This window comes from Psychrobacter sp. TB15, assembly GCF_000511655.1.
GTDB lineage: Bacteria > Pseudomonadota > Gammaproteobacteria > Pseudomonadales > Moraxellaceae > Psychrobacter > Psychrobacter submarinus.
This window is the reverse complement of the sequence record NZ_AYXN01000015.1, coordinates 183163-206704: the sequence shown is the minus strand read 5'-3', so window position 1 is coordinate 206704 and position 23542 is coordinate 183163. Positions and strand designations below refer to the sequence as shown.

19 protein-coding genes and 1 riboswitch are annotated in these 23542 nt (G+C 45.0%); of the genes, 10 read left to right on the top strand and 9 right to left on the bottom strand.

Annotated features, from left to right (window positions below):
- Positions 1–63: 63 nt before the first annotated feature.
- The 4 genes from W234_RS0103690 (at position 64) to W234_RS0103675 (ending at position 6877) form a co-directional block, all read left to right on the top strand.
- Positions 64–3024 carry a valine--tRNA ligase gene (locus tag W234_RS0103690; RefSeq protein ID WP_025644854.1) on the top strand — a complete coding sequence of 987 codons (2961 nt, stop codon included), beginning with the start codon at positions 64–66 and terminating at the stop codon, positions 3022–3024.
- Between the two features lie 514 nt (positions 3025–3538).
- Complete coding sequence (locus W234_RS0103685) at positions 3539–4540, top strand: hypothetical protein (protein ID WP_025644853.1); 1002 nt, start codon at positions 3539–3541, stop codon at positions 4538–4540.
- A 24-nt stretch (positions 4541–4564) separates the two neighbouring features.
- Positions 4565–5548, top strand: coding sequence for a hypothetical protein (locus W234_RS0103680; RefSeq protein ID WP_025644852.1), 984 nt, complete (start codon positions 4565–4567; stop codon positions 5546–5548).
- 33 nt (positions 5549–5581) lie between these two features.
- Positions 5582–6877: a VWA domain-containing protein gene (locus W234_RS0103675; RefSeq protein WP_025644851.1), complete on the top strand. Its 1296-nt coding sequence runs from the start codon at positions 5582–5584 to the stop codon at positions 6875–6877.
- 59 nt (positions 6878–6936) lie between these two features.
- Here the strand turns inward: W234_RS0103675 and W234_RS0103670 are convergent, their stop codons facing one another.
- Positions 6937–7461, bottom strand: coding sequence for a hypothetical protein (locus W234_RS0103670; protein WP_025644849.1), 525 nt, complete (start codon positions 7459–7461; stop codon positions 6937–6939).
- A gap of 130 nt (positions 7462–7591) precedes the next feature.
- Positions 7592–8488 (bottom strand): ABC transporter substrate-binding protein, encoded by an 897-nt coding sequence (locus W234_RS0103665; RefSeq protein WP_051397399.1) that lies wholly within the window; start codon positions 8486–8488, stop codon positions 7592–7594.
- A gap of 151 nt (positions 8489–8639) precedes the next feature.
- Positions 8640–8757, bottom strand: a riboswitch (TPP riboswitch).
- 567 nt (positions 8758–9324) lie between these two features.
- Here W234_RS0103665 and W234_RS0103660 point away from each other — a divergent pair.
- From W234_RS0103660 to W234_RS0103645, 3 genes are all read left to right on the top strand, one after another.
- Positions 9325–9813, top strand: coding sequence for a hypothetical protein (locus W234_RS0103660; protein ID WP_025644845.1), 489 nt, complete (start codon positions 9325–9327; stop codon positions 9811–9813).
- A 266-nt stretch (positions 9814–10079) separates the two neighbouring features.
- A complete protein-coding gene (locus W234_RS0103650; RefSeq protein WP_025644843.1) occupies positions 10080–10502 on the top strand; it encodes a YbaN family protein in 423 nt (140 codons plus the stop codon).
- A gap of 239 nt (positions 10503–10741) precedes the next feature.
- Positions 10742–10951, top strand: a complete 210-nt coding sequence (locus W234_RS0103645) for a cold-shock protein (protein ID WP_025644841.1) — start codon at positions 10742–10744, stop codon at positions 10949–10951.
- A 149-nt stretch (positions 10952–11100) separates the two neighbouring features.
- On the opposite strand, the gene W234_RS0103640 is transcribed toward W234_RS0103645, so the two are convergent.
- A complete protein-coding gene (locus W234_RS0103640; RefSeq protein ID WP_025644839.1) occupies positions 11101–12183 on the bottom strand; it encodes a YeiH family protein in 1083 nt (360 codons plus the stop codon).
- A 262-nt stretch (positions 12184–12445) separates the two neighbouring features.
- Between W234_RS0103640 and W234_RS0103635 the strand changes: the two genes are divergently transcribed.
- Positions 12446–13378, top strand: coding sequence for a LysR substrate-binding domain-containing protein (locus tag W234_RS0103635; protein ID WP_037058811.1), 933 nt, complete (start codon positions 12446–12448; stop codon positions 13376–13378).
- Between the two features lie 157 nt (positions 13379–13535).
- Here W234_RS0103635 and W234_RS0103630 read toward each other — a convergent pair whose 3' ends face one another.
- Positions 13536–13991: a universal stress protein gene (locus tag W234_RS0103630; RefSeq protein ID WP_025644836.1), complete on the bottom strand. Its 456-nt coding sequence runs from the start codon at positions 13989–13991 to the stop codon at positions 13536–13538.
- 53 nt (positions 13992–14044) lie between these two features.
- The gene (locus W234_RS0103625; protein WP_025644834.1) at positions 14045–14506 is read right to left on the bottom strand and encodes a universal stress protein; all 462 of its coding nucleotides are present in this window, start codon (positions 14504–14506) and stop codon (positions 14045–14047) included.
- Between the two features lie 298 nt (positions 14507–14804).
- On the opposite strand from W234_RS0103625, the gene W234_RS0103620 reads away from it, so the two are divergent.
- The gene (locus tag W234_RS0103620) at positions 14805–17855 is read left to right on the top strand and encodes an insulinase family protein (RefSeq protein ID WP_025644832.1); all 3051 of its coding nucleotides are present in this window, start codon (positions 14805–14807) and stop codon (positions 17853–17855) included.
- Between the two features lie 84 nt (positions 17856–17939).
- Here the strand turns inward: W234_RS0103620 and W234_RS0103615 are convergent, their stop codons facing one another.
- Positions 17940–18503 (bottom strand): NUDIX hydrolase, encoded by a 564-nt coding sequence (locus tag W234_RS0103615; RefSeq protein ID WP_025644830.1) that lies wholly within the window; start codon positions 18501–18503, stop codon positions 17940–17942.
- 476 nt (positions 18504–18979) lie between these two features.
- On the opposite strand from W234_RS0103615, the gene W234_RS0103610 reads away from it, so the two are divergent.
- Complete coding sequence (locus W234_RS0103610) at positions 18980–19753, top strand: NUDIX hydrolase (protein WP_037058808.1); 774 nt, start codon at positions 18980–18982, stop codon at positions 19751–19753.
- Positions 19754–19975: 222 nt separating this feature from the next.
- On the opposite strand, the gene W234_RS0103605 is transcribed toward W234_RS0103610, so the two are convergent.
- The 3 genes from W234_RS0103605 to nhaA form a co-directional block, all read right to left on the bottom strand.
- Positions 19976–21331 carry an oxygenase MpaB family protein gene (locus tag W234_RS0103605; protein ID WP_025644826.1) on the bottom strand — a complete coding sequence of 452 codons (1356 nt, stop codon included), beginning with the start codon at positions 21329–21331 and terminating at the stop codon, positions 19976–19978.
- Between the two features lie 142 nt (positions 21332–21473).
- Positions 21474–22061 (bottom strand): DUF2799 domain-containing protein, encoded by a 588-nt coding sequence (locus W234_RS14145; RefSeq protein WP_051397398.1) that lies wholly within the window; start codon positions 22059–22061, stop codon positions 21474–21476.
- A 93-nt stretch (positions 22062–22154) separates the two neighbouring features.
- Complete coding sequence (nhaA, locus tag W234_RS0103595) at positions 22155–23354, bottom strand: Na+/H+ antiporter NhaA (protein ID WP_025644822.1); 1200 nt, start codon at positions 23352–23354, stop codon at positions 22155–22157.
- Positions 23355–23542 lie beyond the last annotated feature (188 nt).

Genomic DNA, 23542 nt, shown 5'->3' with positions numbered 1-23542 from the left:
CGTTATTAACCCTATATTTATACCTATTTTTTACCTTCATTATTAATAAAAGACCAGGCCACTATGAGCAATTCTAATACTAACACCAACCTAACCCAGTCTATCCAAGCCGCGCTAAGCCAATTAGAGAACGCTTATAACCCAAGCGCAGTAGAAGCGGGCATGTATCAAGGCTGGGAAGAGAGCGGTTATTTTCAGCCAACCTTTGATAAAGATGAGTCGTTCTCTATCGCGCTGCCACCGCCAAATGTCACGGGCTCGCTGCATATGGGACATGGGTTTAACAACGCAATCATGGATGCGCTGACGCGTTATCACCGCATGGATGGCGACAATACGCTGTGGCAGCCGGGTACGGATCACGCCGGTATCGCCACCCAAATGGTGGTTGAGCGTCGTCTCAACGCTGAGGGTATCCGTCGCCATGATTTAGGCCGCGATGCTTTTATTGATAAAATTTGGGAGTGGAAGGAAGAGTCGGGCGATAATATTACGACTCAGATTCGTAGGCTTGGCAGCTCAGTCGACTGGTCGCGTGAGCGTTTTACCATGGATGACGGTCTGTCCAATGCGGTCAAAGAAGTGTTCGTACGTCTGTTTGACGAAGGTCTTATCTATCGTGGTAAGCGTTTGGTTAATTGGGACCCTAAGTTCCAAACCGCGCTGTCAGATCTTGAAGTCGAAAACCATGATGAAAAAGGTAACCTTTGGCATTTTCGCTATCATTTCACGGATAAAGACCTAACGACCCAAGATGGCAAAAACTATCTAGTCGTTGCCACCACCCGTCCTGAAACGCTCCTTGGCGATACTGCTGTCGCGGTCAATCCGAGCGATGAACGTTACGCACATTTAGTGGGCAAGACCATTACTTTGCCAATCACAGGGCGCATCGTTCCTATCGTCGCCGACGATTATGTCGATATTGAGTTTGGTACCGGCTGCGTAAAAATCACGCCTGCCCACGATTTTAATGACTACGAATTAGGCCGTCGTCATGAGCTGCCGCTGATTAATGTATTGGATGCCCATGCCAATATCTTGCCACAGATGGAAATCTACCCTGATTTGCAAACGCGTGAGCCTAACTTGGAGACAACGCCAAGCGACCACGCAGGCGATAGCTACGCAGGTCTCGAGCGCTTTACCGCCCGTGTCAAGATGGTAGCACAAGCGCAAGAAGAGGGCTGGCTAGATAGTATTGAAGATTACGAGCTTAAAGCGCCGCGCGGCGATCGTAGCGGCGTCATCGTCGAGCCGTGGTTGACCGATCAATGGTATGTGGCAGTCAATAAACTGGCTGGTCCTGCGATCGATGCGGTCGAGAATGGCGATATTGAGTTCGTCCCCGCGCAGTACAAAAACATGTATATGGCGTGGATGACCGACCTGCAAGACTGGTGCATCAGTCGTCAACTATGGTGGGGTCATCGTATCCCAGCGTGGTATGACGATGCGACGGGTGAGATCTATGTCGCCCGAGATGAGGCGGAAGTTCGCACTAAATATAACTTAAGTGACGATATCAAACTGCGCCAAGACGATGACGTGCTCGATACTTGGTTTAGCTCAGGACTATGGACCTTTAGTACACTAGGCTGGGCTGATCCGGCTGCCGATAAAAAGGTGCTTGAGACTTTCCACCCAACTAGCGTGCTGGTGACAGGCTTTGACATTATTTTCTTCTGGGTCGCGCGCATGATTATGCTGACCATGCACTTCGTGAAAAACGACGATGGCACGCCGCAAGTACCGTTTAAGACCGTTTATGTCCATGGTCTCGTCCGTGATGGCCAAGGACAAAAAATGTCCAAATCCAAGGGTAACGTGCTCGACCCAATCGATATCATCGATGGTATTGATTTGGAAACGCTAGTAGAAAAACGCACCAGCAATATGATGAACCCAAAAGACGCGGCGAAGATTGAGAAGCAAACGCGTAAAGAGTTCCCAGAGGGTATCCCAGCCTACGGTACCGATGCGCTGCGCTTTACCTTCACCTCCCTTGCCAGTACGGGTCGCGATATCAACTTTGATCTGAAACGCGTTGAGGGCTATCGTAACTTCTGTAATAAAATCTGGAACGCCAGCCGTTTTGTCCTCATGAACTGTGTCGATAAAGAGGGGAGCGCGCTGCCTATTGACCAAACGGCTAACCCTGACGTATGGGAATTACCAGAAAAATGGATCATGAGCCGTCTGAACTCTAGCATCAAAGACATTCATCAGCATTTCGCCCAGTATCGTCTCGATATGGTCAGCCATGATATCTATGAGTTTATCTGGAACGAGTACTGTGACTGGTACGTTGAGCTTGCCAAAGCCAGTCTCAATGATGACTCGGTGTCTGACGAGCGTAAAGCGCAAATCCGCTATGTACTACTGCACGTGCTAGAGACGGCACTACGTTTTACCCATCCAATCATGCCGTATCTGACCGAAGAGATCTGGCAAACCATTGCGCCACTGCTAAATCGCAAAAACACCGACAGCATCGTCATCGCTGACTACCCGCAAACCGATAGCGCGCTGATTAGCGAGCAAATCGAGTCTGATATGGACTGGCTACAAGAGCTGATCGCTAGCGTCCGTAATATCAGAGGCGAGATGAAACTCGGTAACGCGGTGCGCTTGCCTGTGCTACTACAAAATATCTCTAGTGAAGAAGAGCAGCGCCTATCGCGCATTGCCAATCAATTTAAGGCATTAGCGAAAGTGGAGAGCTTAACCCTTCTAAAAGACGGTGATGAGGCGCCACTATCGTCATCGAGCATGGTTGGCCAGCTACGCGTCCTTGTACCCATGAAAGGGCTGATTGACCCAACTGCTGAGCTAAAACGTCTGGGTAAATCTTTTGATAAGCTACAAAAGCAAGCCGAAGGTATCGCGCGTAAGCTAGGTAATGAAGGCTTTGTCAGTAAAGCACCTGCGGAAGTGGTCGATGCTGAGAAAGCGAAACTGGCTGAGTTAGAAGGTCAGATTAAGACTATGGCGGGGCAGATGGAGGAGTTGAAAGCGCTGTAATTAAATTATAAATATCTATAGTAATAAAAAACGCTGTCACAATAGTGATGGCGTTTTTTATTGTCTGTATGGCAATATGTCTATCGCGCATGATTCTTTGCTGCCATTCGGGGGTGCTACTGCAGGTCTAAATGCTGATGGACAGTACGACCATATTAAGGACAGTGTGATTCCAACCTTTTCTATGCCAATATTGGTATATGGCTGTTCATGTGGGTGGCGGTAGAGTGATTGTTAGGGTATGTCGTTGTTTAAGATGACTTCTTACTATCCATTCATCGAATAGTAGTCGTATTTATATGATAAAACTGAAAATTTGTGTATTATTACTTGAAAGGCAGTAAGTTAAGCTGAGTAAGGAAGGTTTCGTGAGTAAAACACCAGTGGAAGTGTCCGAGGTTTAGAAAGCCAAGCTAGCTGTAATGAAAGCGTAACAATTGAATGCGTTATAGAATAGGATGATCATACGCTTCCTATGTAATACTATTAGTACTTTATAACTAGGGAAATAAATGTGAATAGTTCTAAGAGACAATATGTATCAGAGTTTGCCCTACATTTTTACTCTAATAGATGGGTGCTCACGCCATCAAATCAACTAATGTCTGATAGCAAGATATCAGATAATGATTCCAAAGATGTTTTTAATAGTTCACATATATATTTGATTACAAAATTGCCTAAACTGTCCTTTTCTAAAGCTGAATATAGTAATGAAAATCAAAAAATTTATGGAGAAGTTCTATATAGAAAAAAAGGTAGCGTTTGTGAAAGTAATTTTGAAATGCCTTTTCAGTTTGCTGATGATGCAACATCTATAAGAATTTCAGACTACCCTCATAGAGAGCTTCAAATGATCAATGATGAGGGTAATGAAGTTCGTTATATTCCTGCTAATATACTTACTCCATATATTGGGTGGTGTACAAATAATCCCGATTTAAGAGACTTAGAGGTTCTATACATTGGTAAGTCATATTCAGAAAAAAAGAATAGAAATATTACAGACCGCCTCAAAAACCATTCTACGTTACAGAAGATATTAGCAGAAGTTGCTTATAATGACCCTGATGACGAGGTATATATAATAGCTATGGAGTTCAATCCCTCTGCTTTTATCTCTCAAATTGATGGTAGAAATAAGGACGTATTAATCGATGATGAAAAAGTTGATCTTAATAGATTTAAAAAAATTTCTGAAAGCAATATATCTAAAGAAGCAGAAGTTAGTTTGATTGAAGCAGGACTAATCCGCTATTTCCAACCTTCGTATAATAAGACCTATAAATATAACTTTCCGAGTCAGGACTATAAAATTTTAGAAGAGTGTCTAAATCTTGACTTCACAGGCTTAGTAGTTGAAATAAATACAGAAGAGTTAAGCTGTCGTTTATTTTCTAATACAGCTAAGCCATCAGGCATTCATTTTTGTCAATTTAACTTATCTGATCCAGAGGTAAGGCAAGGGTTTTTCGAAGCTATTTTTGATTCAAATTCACCTAATGTCGTTAATTAAGTTTGTTGTTGATGAGTACAAATTATGAGGTTTAAACCAAGAAACTTGAAAGCTATTGCTAATCTAGTAACTGGAGATGAAGGTCATTTTCCTTATCGTTCTAGTAGCTATATAACAGAGTTTTTTGAAGAATGTGACCTAGATTTTGTACATGATGGTTCTACTCGTAAGTATTGGGTAGCTGAAAGATTAGAAGAGCTTCTATGTGAGCCATCTGATGCAGCTAACACTTTACCAAATCGGTTTTTAAATTTTTTACAGGTCTTAATGCATAAGTCTGATGCACATTTAGATGATCCAGATCGTTCGAAAGCGCTTGATGAGTTGAATAAACCACTTTCTCGTGAAGGTTTCGAAGCTTTTTATGGAGAAGATGATTTACTCTACGTTCGTCATAATGCTACGAAGAAAATCTCTACCTATGCTTCTACACCTCATAGACCCTTCACTTCTAAAGAACAGGAAAAATATTTGCAACTTACTGAGTACTTGAGTAGTTGTTCTGAAGATCAGCTGATAGAAGAAGTCTTACTACCTTTATTTCGACAATTAGGCTATCAGCGCATCACCGCAGCAGGTCATAAAGATAAATCTCTTGAGTATGGCAAGGATATTTGGATGCGTTATGTTTTGCCTACGCAACATGTATTGTATTTCGGTATACAAGTCAAAAAAGGAAAGCTTGATTCAGCAGGAGTTACTAAAACATCTAATGCAAACGTCGCTGAAATTTATAATCAATTGTTAATGATGCTCGGTCATGAGATTTTTGACCCTGAAACTAGTAAAAGGGTATTAGTCGACCATGCTTTTATTATAGCTGGTGGAGAAATTACTAAACAAGCTAGAAATTGGCTGGGTAATAAACTGGATGCATCAAAAAGAAGCCAAATTCTTTTCATGGACAGAGACGATATACTAAATCTTTATGTAGTAAGCAGCCTTAATGTACCAATTAAAGATAATGGTACAGAAGCTATAATAATCTCAGATGAACTACCGTTCTGATATTGTTTTATAACCTCCCATCTTAGGAACACCATGAACCATCTCACCGTCGGACAACGCGCACCTCTAAGCAACCTTGCTATTGACGATACCGCACCAATCACGCTTAAGTTTACTCGCCAAAGTCCAATAGAGATGGACATCAGCTGCTTTGCCTTAGACGCAGCGGGCAAACTGATCAATGATGATTACATGGTGTTTTACAATCAGCCAACCTCACCGTGCGGGCAAATCAAGCTCACCCATTATGAGTCGCAACCAACGGCGAGTAAGGGCATCCAAGCCGAGTTTGAAGTGAACTTATCCAAACTGTCGGATAATATAGACAGCTTGTTTTTTGTGTTATCAGCCGACACCCCGCTCAATCAAATTCAATCGTTAGAGATTGGTATTTGGCAGCAATCGCAAAAAGCACAGGCAGAATATCAAGCAGCAGACTTTGCCCAGCAGCAAGCCAGTATGCTGATGCAGCTTTACCGCAAGAGTGGCGTGTGGCGAGTGTCTAACGTCGCGCAAGGCTTCAATGGTGGACTTGCCGCCATCGTGCAGCATTTCGGTGGCGATGTAGAAGAGGGTAGCCCGACAGCAGCAGACGTAACGGCAACGCCAGTGCAAGCAAAACCATCGTTAGAGAAGGTCATGTTAGACAAAGCGCCAAAACTGGTCAACCTCGCCAAAAAAGCCACGATATCGCTTGAGAAACGCCAATTGCAGCAACTAACGGCAAAAGTGGCACTGGTGTTAGACGCCTCAGGCTCAATGAATAGACAATACAAAAAAGGTCGCGTGCAGGAGGTGGTCAATCGCCTATTGCCATTGGCAGTGAACTTCGATGACGACCAAGCGTTAGACTGTTGGGCGTTTGCCCGAGATCCGCAGTATTTAGGCGAGATTGGACTGAGCAACTATGACGGTTTCATTGACAACGCTCATGGCGGCTGGCGCAAATGGGCACTTGGCCCGCGCATCAATAACGAAGCAGAGGTCATGAAGGCCGTGACTGAGTTTTATCAAAAGGACGGCTTAGACGTGCCTATCTACGTGCTATTTATCAGTGATGGCGGGGTGAATGACAATCGCGGTATCACGAGAGTCATGACGGAAGCGGCGAAACTCCCGATATTTTGGCAGTTTGTGGGCTTGGGTGGTCGTGGTTATGGTATTCTCAAAAAACTAGACGACATGACAGGGCGCGTGATTGATAATTGCGACTTTTTTGAACTCGATGATTTGGACGATATCAGCGAAGAAGCCTTGTATGAAAACATGCTAGAAGAGTTCCCAAGTTGGCTCAAAGAAGCCAAGCAACTTGGTATCGTGCAGCAATAATCTTATTATTCTATTATCATCAAATAAAAAAACCTCCACAGCAAAACGATAGCGGTTTTTTATGGTTCAAAAAATTCTACTAGCTTTTGCTGCCAATCTGCTTTACTAAATTGTCTTAAATTTATTGCCTTTTCTACTTTAAACAAGCTTTTCATCCACTGTTTAAGCCAGTAACTTATTATGAGTTTTTCGTTGCTAATAGCTTCAAGGTAAAGGCCATATATTGTATTTTTTAGCGAATGCACGCCAAATAGTGTACCTAAGTAATGCATATACGTATTAACACATTCTATATCACCATCATGGAAACGCTCAAAAAAGTACGAATAGTCATTAAACTTTCTAGGTGTAAAATGAAAATTTTTGTCATTGATCTCTTGCGCCCATAGATTGACGTTTTTATAGTTTTGGACATCACAGTAGATAGGGTGAACCATTGCTGCATCTAGATTGTCTAGAACGACACGAAAGTATCCATACTCTATTCCAATGACTTCATAGCTTTGTCCAGGGTTTAAAAACGCGACATTATAGTCGTCGTTATCTAATTTTTCATGTACATTATTTCTAGCAATAATTAGCATCCTGACCCCTATTGAGCATACTTTTGCTTTACTATAGTTTGATAGTTGACTTAGTGCACATTATAAAAAACCGCCACAGTAAAACGATAGCGGTTTTTTATTATTCAAGATATCTTAACTTCTAAAATGCCTACAGCACCCACAGCGATTGATATTGCTCATCATTCAACGTCACGATATCGATGTCGGCTAGCATCTCGCGCAGTTCTTGCCATTTATTTCCATCAGGCATGATCGGCGTGATCAATCTGCCTAACGTATTATCAATAATCGCATCCATCAGCGCGTCCGCCTCAGTTTTACTATAGTCATAATACATGCGGCGCGCAGACTCAGGCTCACTTTTACAGTGTTCTGTCATCTGATTGGTGACTTGGATAAAGGTATCTATCGCGTCCTTTTTTGCGCTATAGATCTCATCAGTCGTTAGAATCTCTAACGCTGAGAAGTTCGGATAAGGGGACAGGTTCTGATCGATAAACGTAAAGTCTAACCCTTCATGCGTCGCTTCAACCCCTTCAAAGTTATAAAAGCACAACCATGCACCATCGAGGTTTGGGTCTTCTTGCAGGTTTTTTATATGATAAAAGTCCTTTTGTACAAAGCTCACATTGTCACGACTGATACTAAAGCCGTTTTTCTTGGCATAGCGCGCTAATATCTCAAAGCCAATACGATTGGTTTTTTCTTCAGCGGCAGGGGTGCAAATGCGAATCGGTTGATTGTTTTTTAATTTATCCATGCTGGATTGCTGCATCAATATGCCGCCATCGGTCTCAAAAAAGCAGCCCAGCGCACGCAGATTAGGCGCATAATGCTCAAACAGATGGATCGGCTCATTTACATGCAGATCGATACTTTGGTTTTGCAATTCAGCAAAGCCATCATAATGATCGTCAGGCTCAATGATGGTGATATCCAGCCCTGCTTGCTCATGTGCGCCCGTGGTCACACCCGCGATAAAGGGCAGGTGGTCAGGGTTCAAAAACCATTCGAGGGTGAGGGTCAGTTTGGTGGTCGACTGCATGGTTGTTTCCTTTTTAATGATAGAAAACAATCAGACTGATGCTGTTTAAATAAAACAAAAAAGGCAAAACAAGAAAGGCAAAATCTCAACATGTAAGGCGCTATCAGATCAGCGAATCAGGTAGAGGTTTCTCTTATTTATAGACTGCTTAGGGTCTGTCATGCTTGTTTCCTACGTCAGTGCTAACTGCTTCAGGTTCACGGGTGTGTCTCAGCGATGGTTTTAACAATCGTTACAAGGTTAAAAGCAAAGCACCCCGACAAGATTGAGTGGTGCTGCATTATTTTTGATCAGTACTGCTAATGAATCCGTACTGCGAATGGCTATTATCGATAGCTACTGCATCATCATAGACGACTTGTAAGCGGTGATGCAAGCGTATCAGGAATGACAATGAATGGCATTCATACATCTATTAGCTACTTTAACTGACAACTCACCCTTAGTATCCTTAGTATCTAAAATTAAGTTTTAGCTATAGTCGATTCTAAATAAAATAGAGACATAGTTTTTCAAGGCGGAACTGGTATAAATTTTACTGGCGTGCTGTGCCTACGCATACAGAGGCTGCATAAAATTCATCCCAGTCCCGCTGTATCGTTTTTATAATGAACTCACTATACCTAGGGCAAAGTACCGCTACCGCCTCAAGCCGTAGCGGTTTTTTTATGTCAGTAAGAAAGGGGGAACAAGTTCGACCACCTTAATACTCGCAAACTAACCATCATGTAGCGAGGCTTATAAACACTCCGTACACTTGTTAGTCTTATTAATACATAATATGATTGATATAAATGATATATTGAACGCATAATTATGTAAGTCTTGAGGTAGTTATGAGCTTGAACTTGTACGTCTTTTTGTGGATTGCCTTTACCTTTTTTACCTTCCTGATTACAGTCAGTAAGATAAACGCCTATCGAGCCGTCGGAAAAAGAGGGGCGACCGAAGTGGACCATGCTGATAGTCATTTCGGTATCGAAAATAGCTTTTATAGAACGGATGCTTCTTGGCACGATATTATCTTTTTTCATGCCTCGGCGTCGGGGCTGGCTGCCGTACTACTGATACTGGTTATCAAAGGTAAGATACTGTTCCCCGGCACCGAGACCTTTTTTGGTATCGTCGCTCCCGTGGTGATATTTATTATCAGTATCACGCTACTGGCTTTGGCGTTTTACTTTTTTGCCATCTCTATGCTCAAGCTTGGCACGACGCTCAGCAAGATTAAGATTAATAATAAAGAGATTAAGACGTTTTATGCGACCGCTGGCGTCTTTGTGTACTTCGTCATCTTTACGGTGATTGTGCTGCTATTAGTATAAGCACCTTTTTTGATGCTTATCAATGCGCGGCTAGTTTGCGTAATTATACTCAGTAAAACCACTTAAGCAAAAACCACTTAAGTAAAAACCACTTTAGCCTTTGCTATCAGTGGTTTTTTTATAGGCAGATGGTAGAGGCAGACCGCTAGACATGAAATAACCACATAAAAACGCAAAAACAATATTGAGCCAAATGAGTCTTTGTTGCATGATTATTTTTTTATAAAAATAGCTCTTAAACACCTATTAGCATTGATGTAATCAATATGACCGACAAAAAAGCCTTTTATTATCGTCCCAAGACCAATCAGTCTAACAGCGCGGCGCTGCGCTGGACGTTTGTGATACTAGGCTGGTTGTTTTTTGTGTTAGGTATCATTGGCGTAGTATTACCAGTGATGCCGACTGCGCCTTTTATACTGTTGGCAGCAGGGTGCTGGGCGCGCAGCTCAAGACGCTTTCACTTTTGGCTGATTAATCATAAATACTTCGGCAAGTACGTCCGTGATTGGGAAGAAAATCATGCAGTACCGCTTTATGCTAAGTGGCTTGCGACCATCATGATGGCGATATCGACAGCTATGCTGTTTTATCGCTTGCCTGAGGGTTTGATTTGGATAGCGTGGCTTGTCGCAGTGGTCTGTACAGGGGTTGCTATTTACCTTTTTCGCTTGCCAAATGCTCAATAAACCAATAAGTTAGCGCAAAAAAACGCTGATTTGTAACCAGTTACACAAAAAGCCATATATCACTTGCGATAGTACGATAAGCCTTTTATAATACGCACAAGCTTAAGAGCAGTTCTGCACAAATCATTACCTCGTAGTATTAGTTATAATCCTTCGTTTTAATATTTATCGTCAGTAGCTATTTGCAAGCGTTACCGGTCAATGAGACCATCAATAAATTAAAAAGTAGGATTATCAACATGTCAGACGTTCAAAAAGGTACAGTTAAGTGGTTCAACGAAGCTAAAGGCTTTGGTTTTATCGCTCCAGAAAACGGCGCAGACGTTTTTGCTCATTACAGCGAAATCTCTGGTTCTGGTTTCAAAACTTTGGCTGAAGGCCAAGAAGTTGAGTTCACTGTAACTCAAGGCCAAAAAGGCCCACAAGCACATAACATCGTTGCTATCTAAGTTGTCTTTTTATTGACAAGCTATTAGATAAATAGATGTAAAAAAAGCGAACCTTAGGGTTCGTTTTTTTATGCCTGCCGTTTAAGGTTTGGCTGTCGAGAGCTATCCCTCTTATGGGTTGCATGCAAAGCATAACCCGCCGATAGCGGCTAAATAAAGCTAATACCTATATTAATTAGACCACCGCCAAGGAGTAACCAGCCAAACATAATCGCGCCTAAAATAAGCGGCTTAGAGCCTGCTTGCTTGATCGCACTGAGATGCGTGGTGAGTCCTAACGCAAACATTGCCATAGTCAGCAGTACATCATCGAGCAGGACCATAGTACTCTCAAAGCTATCTGACATATTCAGCCAAGTATGTAGCAGCACGATTAAGATAAAAATGAAAGCAAACCAAGGTACTTTGACTTGCTTGACTCGGCTCATAACGGGTAGTTTTTCTCCTTTGCCATTACCGCTTTTGGTGAGCAGAAAGGACAAAATCAATAAAAATGGTGCAAGCATCATCACGCGGATCATCTTAGTCACCACTGCCGTATCGCCAACCTCTGCGCTGATGGTGTTGCCCGCGACGACGACTTGCGCCACTTCATGAATGGTAGAGCCGGTATAGATGCCATAATCTTGCGGTGACAGCCACACTTGTAGCCAGCCGAGATGATAGAGAAAGGGATACAGCAGCATGGCAATCGTACCGAAAACGACAACGGTTGCCACCGCAATAGTAACTTTGTGCGCTTCCGCCTTGATGACAGGCTCCGCGGCAATAACCGCCGCCGCCCCGCAGATACTTGCGCCAGAGCCAATGAGCAACGTCGTCTCTTTATCGACTTTTAACAGCTTAGTACCGATCCAATAGGTTAATAAAAAGGTGGAGCTCAGCACTAACGCGTCGCTTAATACTGCTGGCATACCAACGCCAGCCACTTCTGTCAAAGTCAATTTGAAGCCATAAAACATAATCGCTAAGCGCAAGAGTTTTCCTTTGGCAAAACCAACGCCAGCTGCCAAACTTGGCGCAAACTTGGGATAGATAGTATTACCCAGTATCATTCCAAGCAAGATAGCAAGGGTCAACGAAGATAAGCCTATAATGCGCCCGTGACTCCAGACGTCCAAGCTCGTATTTAGCCATAAGCAAAACAAGCTACCGATGAGCACGGCGATCAGCCCTGCTAGATGCCGAGACCGAGGCACATAATCAGTTATGGCTTGTATAAAAGAGGGCATATTTAGATCCTAACGGGCGTTTTTTTTGCTTATTGACTGCTGTTATTGAGGTTACTTTAAGGCGTTGCCATCGTAATTATTAATAGTTTTGACAGGCATTAGCTTATGTATGGATATTATAAGTAAAGCTCATATATAATAAAAACAGATTGATGAGATAGGAATTATCGATTTTTTGGGTAAAAGAAAGCTAAAAGCTTGGATACCTATAAGTTTGCTTGTCTCTATCTATCAATGACTCACTCGTTACAGGACGCTTATTTTGACGGACAAATCTAGCCAAACACTGCCAAAGATTACCCTAAAACAGCTGGCGGTCTTTGTCAGTATTTATCAGACGGGCAGTACAAGCCGTGCTAGCGAGCAGCTGCACTTGTCGCAGTCAGCGGTCAGTAGTGCTTTGGCCGCGTTAGAAGAGCGCCTACAGATGCCGCTATTTGAGCGGGTAGGCCGTAACCTCAACCCTCATCGCAATGCCCAAGCCGTTTACGTACAAGCACAGGCTATATTAGGACAAGCGCTTACCCTTGAGCATTATCATAAGCATCAAGCCGGTCAGTTGCATATTGGCGCGAGTACTACTATCGGCAATTATGTGTTGCCCGAGCTCGTGGCTCAGGTATATGAAGCGCTGCCCAAAGCCAGCATCGAGCTGTATATCGCCAATACGCGCGAAGTCATCAGCGAGATTGAACAGCTTAATATCGACATCGCGCTTGTAGAAGGTATGCCAAGGCCGAGCGATAGCAAAGTGCTGGAGCAGCGCGCTTGGCGTACTGACACTTTGATGGTCTTCGCCAAGCGTGATAGCCGGTGGCTAAAAGGATTGAGTAATTATAACGAAGCGGGCGGCGGTTATGAGCTGACCACCGAGCAGCTCTCAAAGCTGCCCTTACTCGTGCGAGAAGCAGGCTCAGGCACTCGGCAAATCATTGATGAGCAGTTATTGCAGTATCTACCCGGTGCGGAGGTGGTTCGGGCCATCGCGCAGTCAGAAGCGATAAAAAATATGGTCAACGCCGATATAGGACTGGGCTGTCTCTCGCAGCACGTCATCGAAAAAGAGCTTGCGGAGGCAAGTCTAGTACCTGTCAAAATTAAGGGAATAGATCTAAGAAGGACGTGGTGGCTAGTTTGGCACAAAGCCCGGCATCAAAGCCCGATTTGGCAGACCTTTATTGATATTATTCAGTAAATGCAGCGTTATGGCTTTAGCGCAATCTTTATCGCGCCAGCAAAAAGCGCTGTGTAGCAGCTATACATAGTAGTCATATATAGTAGCTACACAACGCTTTTGTTTGAGAGTTAGTCTTCCGATTTAAATGCGAATAAACGGATAGAATGACGCTTGATTAATCTGGTTTATCAAGCCGAACCACTAAGCTATCGCAAGGTACATTAGGCAAGATGTTATCAGCGGTGGCACCGCTCAGCCAAGCAACGATACCGTGGCGCTCATGGCGACCTATGACTAATAAATCGACTTCGTGTTTGTGACAATAATTAACGATACCTTCGCTGCTAGAGATAGCGGTAGTCACTTGCGAGTTGACTACATTTAGCTCATTGCGATCCAAAAACTGCGCTAGCTTAGCGCGTGCCTCTTGGCAACGTTCATCATCGATCTCATCGTAGAGACTAGACGCTGGCACCAGCTCATAGCCGAAGCCAACCATGGTGTCTTTTACGATATGTAGTACCGATAACTTAGAGTTCGGGCGGTTAGAGACGATATGCTTAGCTTTTTGGGCCACGATATCAGCATCTGGTAAAAGATCAGTAACTAACAAAATATGTTGATAACTCATAAAGTCTTCCTTGTGGCTGATGATATCTACTATAGCACTACTGATAGGCGCTGTTAAGTCGCTACTGGCTGATCGAGCTTGACCACTAAGCTGTCACAAGGCGCATTAGGCAAGATGTTGTCTGCAGTCGCGCCGACTAACCAAGCCGCGATACCTCGGCGCTCATGACGTCCGATAATGAGCAGGTCAACGTTCTTGTTATTGCAGTAGTTGACGATGCCTTGGTCGTTAGAGATCGCTGCTGTCACCTCAGAGTTGACCGCATTAAGCCCATTACGATCAAGAAATTGTGCCAGTTTTGCTCTGGCTTCTTGCCAGTTCTCGCCATCTGTTTCGCCAGATAGGCTCGACGCGGGTACCAGCTCATAACCGAAGCGCACCATATCGTCTTCAACGATGTGTAGTACTGATAATTTTGCCTCAGGCGAGCCGGCAAGCACGCGTTTCGCTCTTTGCGCGACGATGTCGGCATCCGATAGCAAGTCGGTGACTAATAAGATATGTTGGTAACCCATAATAGACTCCTTTATTAACATCCTTTCATTCATAGTAGCAGTAGCGCTGAGCTTTGTTAAGTAAAATCCATAATTTAATTGGGGTTATGAATAGCACTATAAAGTTAAGACTTATCACGTCAATCTAGTTATGGGCGTTAGCGCTTGTAGCTTGACTTATCAAACCACTAGCCCCATCTAGCAGCAACGATACTTTTTAATAAACGTCTTAACACACTTTTCATCGAAAGCACTGACTAGAGCACTGACTAGTTAGACACCGAACCAAAGAGCAAAATAATAGGCCACAAGGATATTTATGACTGATACATTTACAGCGGATCTTACTCTGCATCCGGCATTTGAGCTTATCGAGCATCGTCACATCGAAGCACTCTCTATTGACGTCATCATCAGCCAACACGTCAAAACGGGCGCTATGCACTATCACTTAGCGCATCCTAGTAGTGAGAATGCTTTTTTGGTGGGCTTTCGTACGCAGCCAATGGACTCCAAGGGTGAAGCGCATGTGCTCGAGCATGTCGCGCTGTGCGGCTCCGAGAAATTCCCAGTGCGCGACCCGTTCTTTTCGATGATTAAGCGCTCGTTAAATACCTTTATGAATGCGATGACAGCGGCCGATTGGACCGCGTATCCTTATGCCACGCAAAATAAAAACGATTATTTTAATTTGCTCGAAGTCTATCTCGATGCTGCTTTTTTCCCAAATATTCATCCGCTAGATTTTGCGCAAGAAGGTATTCGCGTTGAATTAGATGAGGACGATAAACCGCAGTTTAAGGGCATTGTCTTTAATGAGATGAAAGGGGCGATGAGCGGCGAGATCGATCAGCTCTATCATACTGTTGCCCATCATCTGTTCCCAACGACGACTTATCACTATAACTCAGGCGGTGATCCTGCAGATATTCCTGACTTGACTCATAATGAGCTGGTGGCGTTTCATCAAAGCCATTATCATCCAGCAAACAGTGTCATCATGAGCTTTGGTAATATTCCGGTCTCTGAGACGCAAGCGCGGATTCATGATGATGCGTTAACTCAGTTCGCCGCGGGCAAAAAACACGTCTCGCGTCCAGAAGTGCGTCTGTCAGCACCAATTAGTGCTGTCGATACTTATACTGCCGACGAAGCCGGTCCTAATCAGACTCACCATGTCCTCGCTTGGCTACTGCCTTCGATTACTAACCCTAAGCAGCGCTTGGCACTGCGTTTACTCGAAGGCGTGCTGATCGAGCATGCCGGCTCGCCACTACGGGCTTATCTAGATAGTCATCCACTAGGCACGTCGCCCAGTCCGCTACTAGGTCTGGACGATAGCCATTATGAAATGGTGTTTTATACTGGTCTGCGTGGCTCTGAGCCTGAATATGCTGAGGCGGTGGAGCAAGGCATTATGGACTTGCTTGCTGATGTCGCAAGCAAGCCTATCGATTCTGATACTATCGAGACAATACTGCATCAGATCGAGATTGACCAGCGTCATATCGGCGGAGATAGTATGCCTTATGGTCTAAACTTGATGTTAGAAGGCTTTAGCACCGCTATTCACGACGGCAATCCTATCGACGTGTGGGAGGTCGATGAGCACTTGGCTTGGCTACGCGAACAAGTAAAAGATGAGCAGTGGCTGCCTAATTTGATTAAAACGCATCTACTCGATAATAATCACCGAGTGCGCGTGACTTTGGTTCCTGATAGCGAAAAATCAGCGCGCCTAGCTGCCGCTGAGCAAGTGCGCCTTGATACTATCGCTATGGATTTGACCGAAGATGATAAGGCAATCCTTAAAAAGCAAGCGCTAGATCTAGCGGCGCGTCAAGCTGCGCCTGATGATCTAAGCTTATTACCTAAAGTGGGCTTAGAAGATGTACCAACCGATATTAGTTTTAAGCAAGGCACGCAAAAGCAAGTAATGCTTAGCGGACAGGACAGCACTTTGTTTGAATACGAGGCAGGCACTAATGGCTTGTATTATTATCAAGTGATTGTGCCGTTGACTGATGCGATTGGCAATCAGGATACGAGCAACCTGCCAGTGAACGAGGTGATTAATCATCCGCTGCTGCCGATTTATCTAAGCTTACTCTCAGAGCTCGGTACAGATGAGCTTGACGCTTATGAGATGCAAGCGAAGCAGGCGGCGCACTCATCAGGCGTGACCGCCCGTATCAGCCAACGTACTGCTATCGATGACAGTCATGCGATTAGCAGCTACTTTGTGGTGGCAACTCGCGCATTGAACCGTAAGACGGAAGCGATAGACTTGCTAAAAGAGGTGATGCAGCATAGTGTCTTTGAAGAGCATGACCGTATCAAGGAGATTTTGCAGCAGCGTCAGGCCAGTTGGCAGTCGCGTCTGGCCAGTGCAGGCCATGCCTACGCACTACAAACGGCGAGCCGAGCGATGAGCCGTCAAGCGCAGCTAGAGTATGTCCGTAGCGGTCTGCCCGCGCTTAATGCCCTAAAAGACTTCTTAGCCCATGCAAGTTATGACGATAACAAATGGGATGAGCTGGCTACTAGCTTGATGGCGCTGCATCAGCGCTTGCTGAGCCTGCCTAAGCACGCCGTTATCATCTGTGAGGCCGAGCAAACCGAGCGCTTAAGCGATCTGATTGTAGATAGCTGGCAGGACGTTAAGTCATCCACAGCAAATGCTAAGCAGATAGAGGAGAATATCCCAAGTGAGTTTACTCAGCTTGAATTAGATCCAGCGCTAGACGGCGAGCCAGATGCTGTCAAGGCGCTGGAGAGTGACCCTATCGCTGAGGACTTAGCTTGGCTGGTTGCGACTAACGTCTATCACAACGCTAGCGCTTATAGCGTACCTGCTGCTGACCATCCAGATACAGCAGCGCTTATGGTGCTTGCGCCTTATTTACGTAATGGCTACTTGCATAGCGCCATTCGTGAGCGCGGCGGCGCTTATGGCGGCGGCGCCGGCTATGATGCTAATGCTTGTGCCTTTAAGTTTTTCAGCTACCGTGACCCGCACTGCGCTGAGACTTTTGCGCACTTTGAGGCCAGTATCGAGTGGTTACTGAGTGAGCCGCAAAGCGCTGAGCAGCTAGAAGAGGCGATACTGGGCATCATCTCGGGTATGGATAAGCCCGGCTCGCCAGCAGGGGAGGCGATTAAGGCTTGCTTTGCCAATCTGCATAATCGCGGCGAGGACTGGCAGCGTAAGATGCGCGCGGCGATATTGGCGGTGACTATTGAAGATATACAGCGTGTGGCTAAGCAGTACCTGCAAGGCCAACAGCACGTGCGTGCGGTGCTAGCGCCTTATGATAAAGAGGACAGCGTAAAAGATCTGGGCTTTAAGGTTTGTAAAATTAACAGTTAGCCGTTACTGATATTTGAAAAGAAGAAAAGCCAAGCACGATGCTTGGCTTTTTTGCGTTAAGCGATAAGCTATTACAATTAAGTGTTAATAACGCTTAATGCTTTTGTCTTTGGCAATCTGATCTTGATGGATCGGGAAGTCTTCACGCTTATCGAACTGCTTACGATCAGCGAAGTAGTTGTTGAGTGTGCGTCTCACCGCCTCAAAAGCGATCTCATCCCACGGGATATCTTCTTCTTTAAATAGCGCGCTATCTAAGCTCTCAGAGCCGATACCATAAGCGCCGTCTTTTAGATCGTTTAAGTAAATCACATAGATCTGACCGATATCAGGGATATCATAAAGACAATAAAGCTGCGGGTTAATGACCACTGCATCGGCTTCCTCAAAGCTCTCGCGCGCCGCGCCTTCTGCCATGGTTTCACCATTTTCCATAAAGCCTGCTGGCAACGTCCAAAGGCCATATTGCGGCTCGATAGCACGGCGACATAAGAGCACTTTGTCTTCATAAATCACTAGCGACCCGCAGATCATTTTAGGGTTTTCGTAGTGAATGTAGTTACAGTTAGGACAGACTAAGCGCGGCATATTATCCGTAGGGGGGATTTTGCGCTCGGCTTCATGACCACACTCGAGACAATATTGCATAACAGCTGCCTTATTTAATTGAGAACCTAGAAATTTTTAGCTAACAAGCCTTTAACGTTTCAGCTTGCAGAGCCCTAAGATAGCATAGTTTTTAGTATTAGCAGGGCGCGATATCATAATGCTCCTATTCAAGAACAAAAAAACACTATAGCTGATCCGCTTTAAAACCGATACAGTGCTATGAGAATGAATGTTGCGCAGCATCGAAAAGTGCGAAGCGTACAGCAAGCAAAGAAAATTTGTACCAGTCGCACGGCAATATGAATGTATCGATTTTATTTCGAATTGACTATATGTAGACGATAAAGCAGGAAATGTAGTCCGTCATTGATGCCATATATTATAAATGGTATGCGATATAGATGACTGGAGGTGCAGGGCAGCTAAATTGGCCTACGCAGTCATCAACTTGGCACTACTGACATGCTAAGATGATCCCATATACAGGCTACTGATGATAAAAATAGGCAGTAATAATGACAGTAATTCATGAGTTTGAGAGCTTTGATGAGCTAACCGTAGCGCGGCCTGCCTTTATTCGTCATCCTAAGCTTAGACAATTGGCTGAGCGCGTGCAACAACGAACGCTGAAGACGTTACCAGACAAGTCGTCTGATACTTTAGTGAGCGCCTCTGATTATAACCTCTACGACAAAACCTATAACGAGCGAGTGCTACAGAGCTTATATCAGACCCCTATCGCTGATGCCTCCGTACTCGTAGCGATTACTCGTGAGCGCAGGCCGAAATTGCTACTGACTCGCCGCGCAGCGCACATGAAAAGCCACGCAGGAGAGGTGTCCTGTGCAGGCGGTAAGTATGAGCTAGGGGATGGTAATAACGTGGTCACCGCGCTGCGTGAAGCTTATGAGGAGACTGCGCTGCTACCTAATAAAGTCCAGCTTCTCGGTCAGCTGCCGATTCAGACCTCAAAGAGTGGGATGAGTGTCCGTCCTATCGTAGCACTTATCGCGCCAGACCTGCCCTTGATCCCTGAGATCGGCGAGATATCGCGCATTTTTTGGGCGGACTTCGAGACGCTGATCACTCAGCCGACAACCGAGTATGCCATAGAGTATACGATGCTTGAGCAGACGGCAACGATACTCACGCCAAGCTGGGAGGTGGATGGCGAAACCGTTTGGGGCCTAACCGGCAAGGTCATCGCCAGCTTATTAGAGACCGGATTTGATCGTCAGCTTGAGTGGTATTATCGTCTAAAAGACTCAGGAGTTGAGTTAGACCGCTAACGATATGCGCTACTCTACAGCCTAGGGCGTGTCCCTAATTCAAGCGTTTATGACTAAATGGGCTAAAAATGGCTAAATCTTTGGCAAACGATGTCAAATAGCTGGTCAATATCTTGATATTACCTTCGCTATTTTCCTTGTTTGCCTGCGATTTATCTCATTTTCATCATCATTTTTGAAATAGGGACACGCCCTAGTTAAACCTTTGTTATGACTCTTTAGTTATGATTCTTTATAATAACGGTCGTTTTTTTTCAGCCACCAGTTCATATTGTCTTGGCGCTTAGCACGAAACTGCTCAAGCTTCGCCGCCATAGTACTGTTGTGCTGGCGTGCCGTATCAAGCGCAAACAAAATCGGTACTGAGGTTAATACGCCAAAACGAATTTTCGATTTGGGCAGCTGTAGTCCATCGCCGATATCATCACCGACTAAGGTGCGAGTGACGCTAGCATTGACCATCTCCACAAACCGGCCTTTGCGATTATCCTCACCCATGAGCTGACGCGGTAAGTCGTGCAGCGCTTTGGCTAAGGGTTGTCCCATCTTAAAATCAAGCTGCTGAATGGACAAATAAGTATACAGCCACTCCCAGCACGCCGCTTCCGTCTGCGGTAAACGCGCTAAATCCACGCCCATCCAGTAGCTGGCCAAATTCCATAAATGCAGAATGCCGCGAGCTTCTTCGCTACTGATACGCGCGCCTAACAGCCGCAGCCCGCGCATAATCAGTAACGAGAATTGTAGATGAGTTGCAATCATATCGGTCTGATTGATCGGCAGACCCCAATAGTCGCTATTCCAGCTGCCATCAGAATTATGATGCTGAGCGCTTGTGCTAATCACGCCATCCGCTGCGGTAAGTTTACCGGTGAGCAGTTTTTGCCGCACTAAGGTATGGATTTGCCGCACCTGAATCGACTGACGCCAGCCCTCAGAGCCAATCGCTAATACTTGCGAGAGAGGCGCTTTATTTTGAGCAGAATCGTTTAGCTGTGGATGCTCAGAGACCGCCAAAATATAGGCGTAAGTACGCATCAAACGCGGCAGTGCATCGTGCATTAATGCCCCAGTCTGAATCAGCGGTAAAGACAGCGCCGGAATACTATAACCTGCCATTAGCGCAACATTACGCAGTAGCCATATTAGCATCAGCGGATAGCGGCGATAGGCGATAGCGCCGATCTCTGCCAGCTTAGGATCAAACCAGTCAGGATGAGCGCTAAATTGCTCAGTTAGAGTGATAAAAGCGGGATGGGCGAGGATGTCGTCATCTATGCTATCGTTCGCCGCTCGCTTAGCATCTGGCTGAGTATGAGCCGTATTCGCTGGCAAGATGAGCTGCTGTAAAGGCTTAGCAAAGCGAATATTATCAGCAGCCAATTGATCGACTAGAGGATCACCGATGTCGTAACCCTCGACAATCTCAGCCAATAACTTCGGGTCAATCTGAAAGTCTTTTGGTAATAAATAGCGTCTAATGCGCTTGAGTACTTGCAGCTCAGTATGGTCATCGATAGCAGTGCTACGACCATGACGCTGATAGCTGCCTGTCTGTATACCGTTATAGTTAGCCATATCTGTAGCACCGTTTTGCGAGTGTCGCTTGCCTTTATTATAGCAGTGACGTTACTGCTCTCAAGATACAGACGGCTTCATCAGCGCTTTATAACAGCTGCTTTGTGCACGCGGATAAGACTAGATAACAAGCTAATCGTAGTTAGTCGCGATGGACATAGTTTAAGCGGCTAAGCTGTCTTTCAGTGTAGATTATCTCGCGTTCGAGTCTTCGCAGTTTTGCCGGTAGCGATAGCAGATAGCGGCGCGCTTCTTTTTCGTCTTCAAAATCGAGCATTTGCCCAGCACGCAGCTTAGTATAGTCTGCCTCGTATTCTTCTAGTAGCGCTCTGTCATCGTTAAGCTGTTTATTCAAACGGTAATATTCGCGGCCTTGCTGATTGGCTTGTTGTAGTCTCATGGTGCTACTAGCTGGACAAACACGGTTTAGCTCAAGACCACGACGACCGATATTGTAGGCATTATTCACAGTACAGTACTGCTTAAGACCTAACTGACGACCACGCTCCCAAGATTCATAATCCGCGGCGACATTGGCTTTAGCGCAAGCTTTTGAATGCGCAGCAAGCCTACTAGGAGGATAGCCTGCTACGCCGTCATTGTAGCCGATAGCTTGCCAGTTACCGACCATGCACTCTTCCACTGACAACGTCGCACAGCTTGCAAGTAACAGAGCACTACTACTAACCGTTACTAAAATCAGTCTAGATAACAGCCTAGATAACAGCATAGTAAGCTTCCTTTAATAGGCTTTATTCAATAATGCTTAAACGCCCTATCGTCCATTACTGCAAGTAGTCTATCACTGCACGGCGCAACCGTATTAATGACGCGTTAGGTCCACTGAGGTGCCGCTGACGTTGTCTTTTAGGCTGACTTTGAGCATGAGGTAACCTGCAACCCCAGAGACGATAGAGCCCATGATAATACCTAAGCGCTCATCGAATAATGGCGAGCCGCCGCCAAAGGCAAGACCACCGATAAATAAGCTCATGGTAAAACCCACACCGCATAATAGCGCAGCACCATAAATTTGCTTATAATTCATGCCTTTTGGCATGGTTGAGATACCGAGCTTGAAGATCAACCAGCACATCGCCATGACACCCAATTGCTTACCGATAAATAAACCGGCGGCAATCCCCAGCGGTACAGAGTGAAACAGCTCTGCAAACCCTGCGCCTTTGAGCGAGATGCCTGAGTTGGCAAAGGCAAATAGGGGCAAGATACCAAAAGCCACGGTGTTGTGTAGGTCGTGCTCTAGCTCTTCGACAGGGGAGTGCTCAGGGTCAGTGCGATCAAACATAGGAATAAACAACGCCAACACCACGCCCGCTAATGTCGCATGGATACCCGACTTGAGGACGGCTATCCACATGATAACGCCGATGAGCAGGTAGGGAGTGATACTGGTCACGTTGCGACGGTTTAGCAAATACAAAAATGGCAAGCATAGCCCTGCAAAGGCCAATGACTCAAGGGATAGTTCGCTGGTATAAAACAAGGCAATGATCAAAATAGCGCCAATATCATCGAAAATAGCAATCGATACTAAAAACACTTTTAGTGAGTTAGGGACTCGGCTGCCAAGTAAGCTTAAGATACCAAGGGCAAAGGCAATATCCGTCGCCGCTGGAATAGCCCAACCTGCCCAAAATTCAGGCTCGTTATAGTTAAAGGCCATATACACGATGGCTGGGAAGACCATACCACCGATAGCGGCACCGGCTGGCAAAATGATTTGTTTGACATTGGACAGCTCGCCGATGAGCACTTCGCGCTTGAGCTCAAGACCGACCAAAAAAAAGAAAATCGCCATCAAACCATCATTAATCCAATGATGGGCATCTTTGGCAATCGCAAAGCTACCTATCTGAATGGCGACTGGCGCATGAATAAAGGATTCGTACCAAGTACTAAGAGGGCTATTGGCAATAATCATCGCCACGATAGCTGCCAGCGCTAATACAATGCCGCCTGACGCCTCGAGCTCAAGAAATGCTTTAAATCTTTTTACTGCCATATCATCCTCATTTGTTCAATTGATACCGTCAACTTAGATCGTTCTACTTATATTTTATAAGATGACAAATAGTTTGCTTTAGTTTCTCACAAATCTCTCAATATAAAAAATTTAATGCACTAAATATCATTATAAAACAATACGAATAAGCAAAATTTTTATTTTCTAGACTCTACTCAAAGACAGCA

Bases quoted from the DNA above. Each gene is read 5' to 3' on its own strand.
- W234_RS0103690 (WP_025644854.1), top strand. From the start codon at position 64: ATGAGCAATTCTAATACTAACACCAACCTAACCCAGTCTATCCAAGCC.
- W234_RS0103680 (WP_025644852.1), top strand. From the start codon at position 4,565: ATGAGGTTTAAACCAAGAAACTTGAAAGCTATTGCTAATCTAGTAACT.
- W234_RS0103675 (WP_025644851.1), top strand. From the start codon at position 5,582: ATGAACCATCTCACCGTCGGACAACGCGCACCTCTAAGCAACCTTGCT.
- W234_RS0103670 (WP_025644849.1), bottom strand. From the start codon at position 7,461: ATGCTAATTATTGCTAGAAATAATGTACATGAAAAATTAGATAACGAC.
- W234_RS0103665 (WP_051397399.1), bottom strand. From the start codon at position 8,488: ATGCAGTCGACCACCAAACTGACCCTCACCCTCGAATGGTTTTTGAAC.
- W234_RS0103660 (WP_025644845.1), top strand. From the start codon at position 9,325: ATGAGCTTGAACTTGTACGTCTTTTTGTGGATTGCCTTTACCTTTTTT.
- W234_RS0103650 (WP_025644843.1), top strand. From the start codon at position 10,080: ATGACCGACAAAAAAGCCTTTTATTATCGTCCCAAGACCAATCAGTCT.
- W234_RS0103645 (WP_025644841.1), top strand. From the start codon at position 10,742: ATGTCAGACGTTCAAAAAGGTACAGTTAAGTGGTTCAACGAAGCTAAA.
- W234_RS0103640 (WP_025644839.1), bottom strand. From the start codon at position 12,183: ATGCCCTCTTTTATACAAGCCATAACTGATTATGTGCCTCGGTCTCGG.
- W234_RS0103630 (WP_025644836.1), bottom strand. From the start codon at position 13,991: ATGAGTTATCAACATATTTTGTTAGTTACTGATCTTTTACCAGATGCT.
- W234_RS0103625 (WP_025644834.1), bottom strand. From the start codon at position 14,506: ATGGGTTACCAACATATCTTATTAGTCACCGACTTGCTATCGGATGCC.
- W234_RS0103620 (WP_025644832.1), top strand. From the start codon at position 14,805: ATGACTGATACATTTACAGCGGATCTTACTCTGCATCCGGCATTTGAG.
- W234_RS0103615 (WP_025644830.1), bottom strand. From the start codon at position 18,503: ATGCAATATTGTCTCGAGTGTGGTCATGAAGCCGAGCGCAAAATCCCC.
- W234_RS0103610 (WP_037058808.1), top strand. From the start codon at position 18,980: ATGACAGTAATTCATGAGTTTGAGAGCTTTGATGAGCTAACCGTAGCG.
- W234_RS0103605 (WP_025644826.1), bottom strand. From the start codon at position 21,331: ATGGCTAACTATAACGGTATACAGACAGGCAGCTATCAGCGTCATGGT.
- W234_RS14145 (WP_051397398.1), bottom strand. From the start codon at position 22,061: ATGCTGTTATCTAGGCTGTTATCTAGACTGATTTTAGTAACGGTTAGT.
- nhaA (WP_025644822.1), bottom strand. From the start codon at position 23,354: ATGGCAGTAAAAAGATTTAAAGCATTTCTTGAGCTCGAGGCGTCAGGC.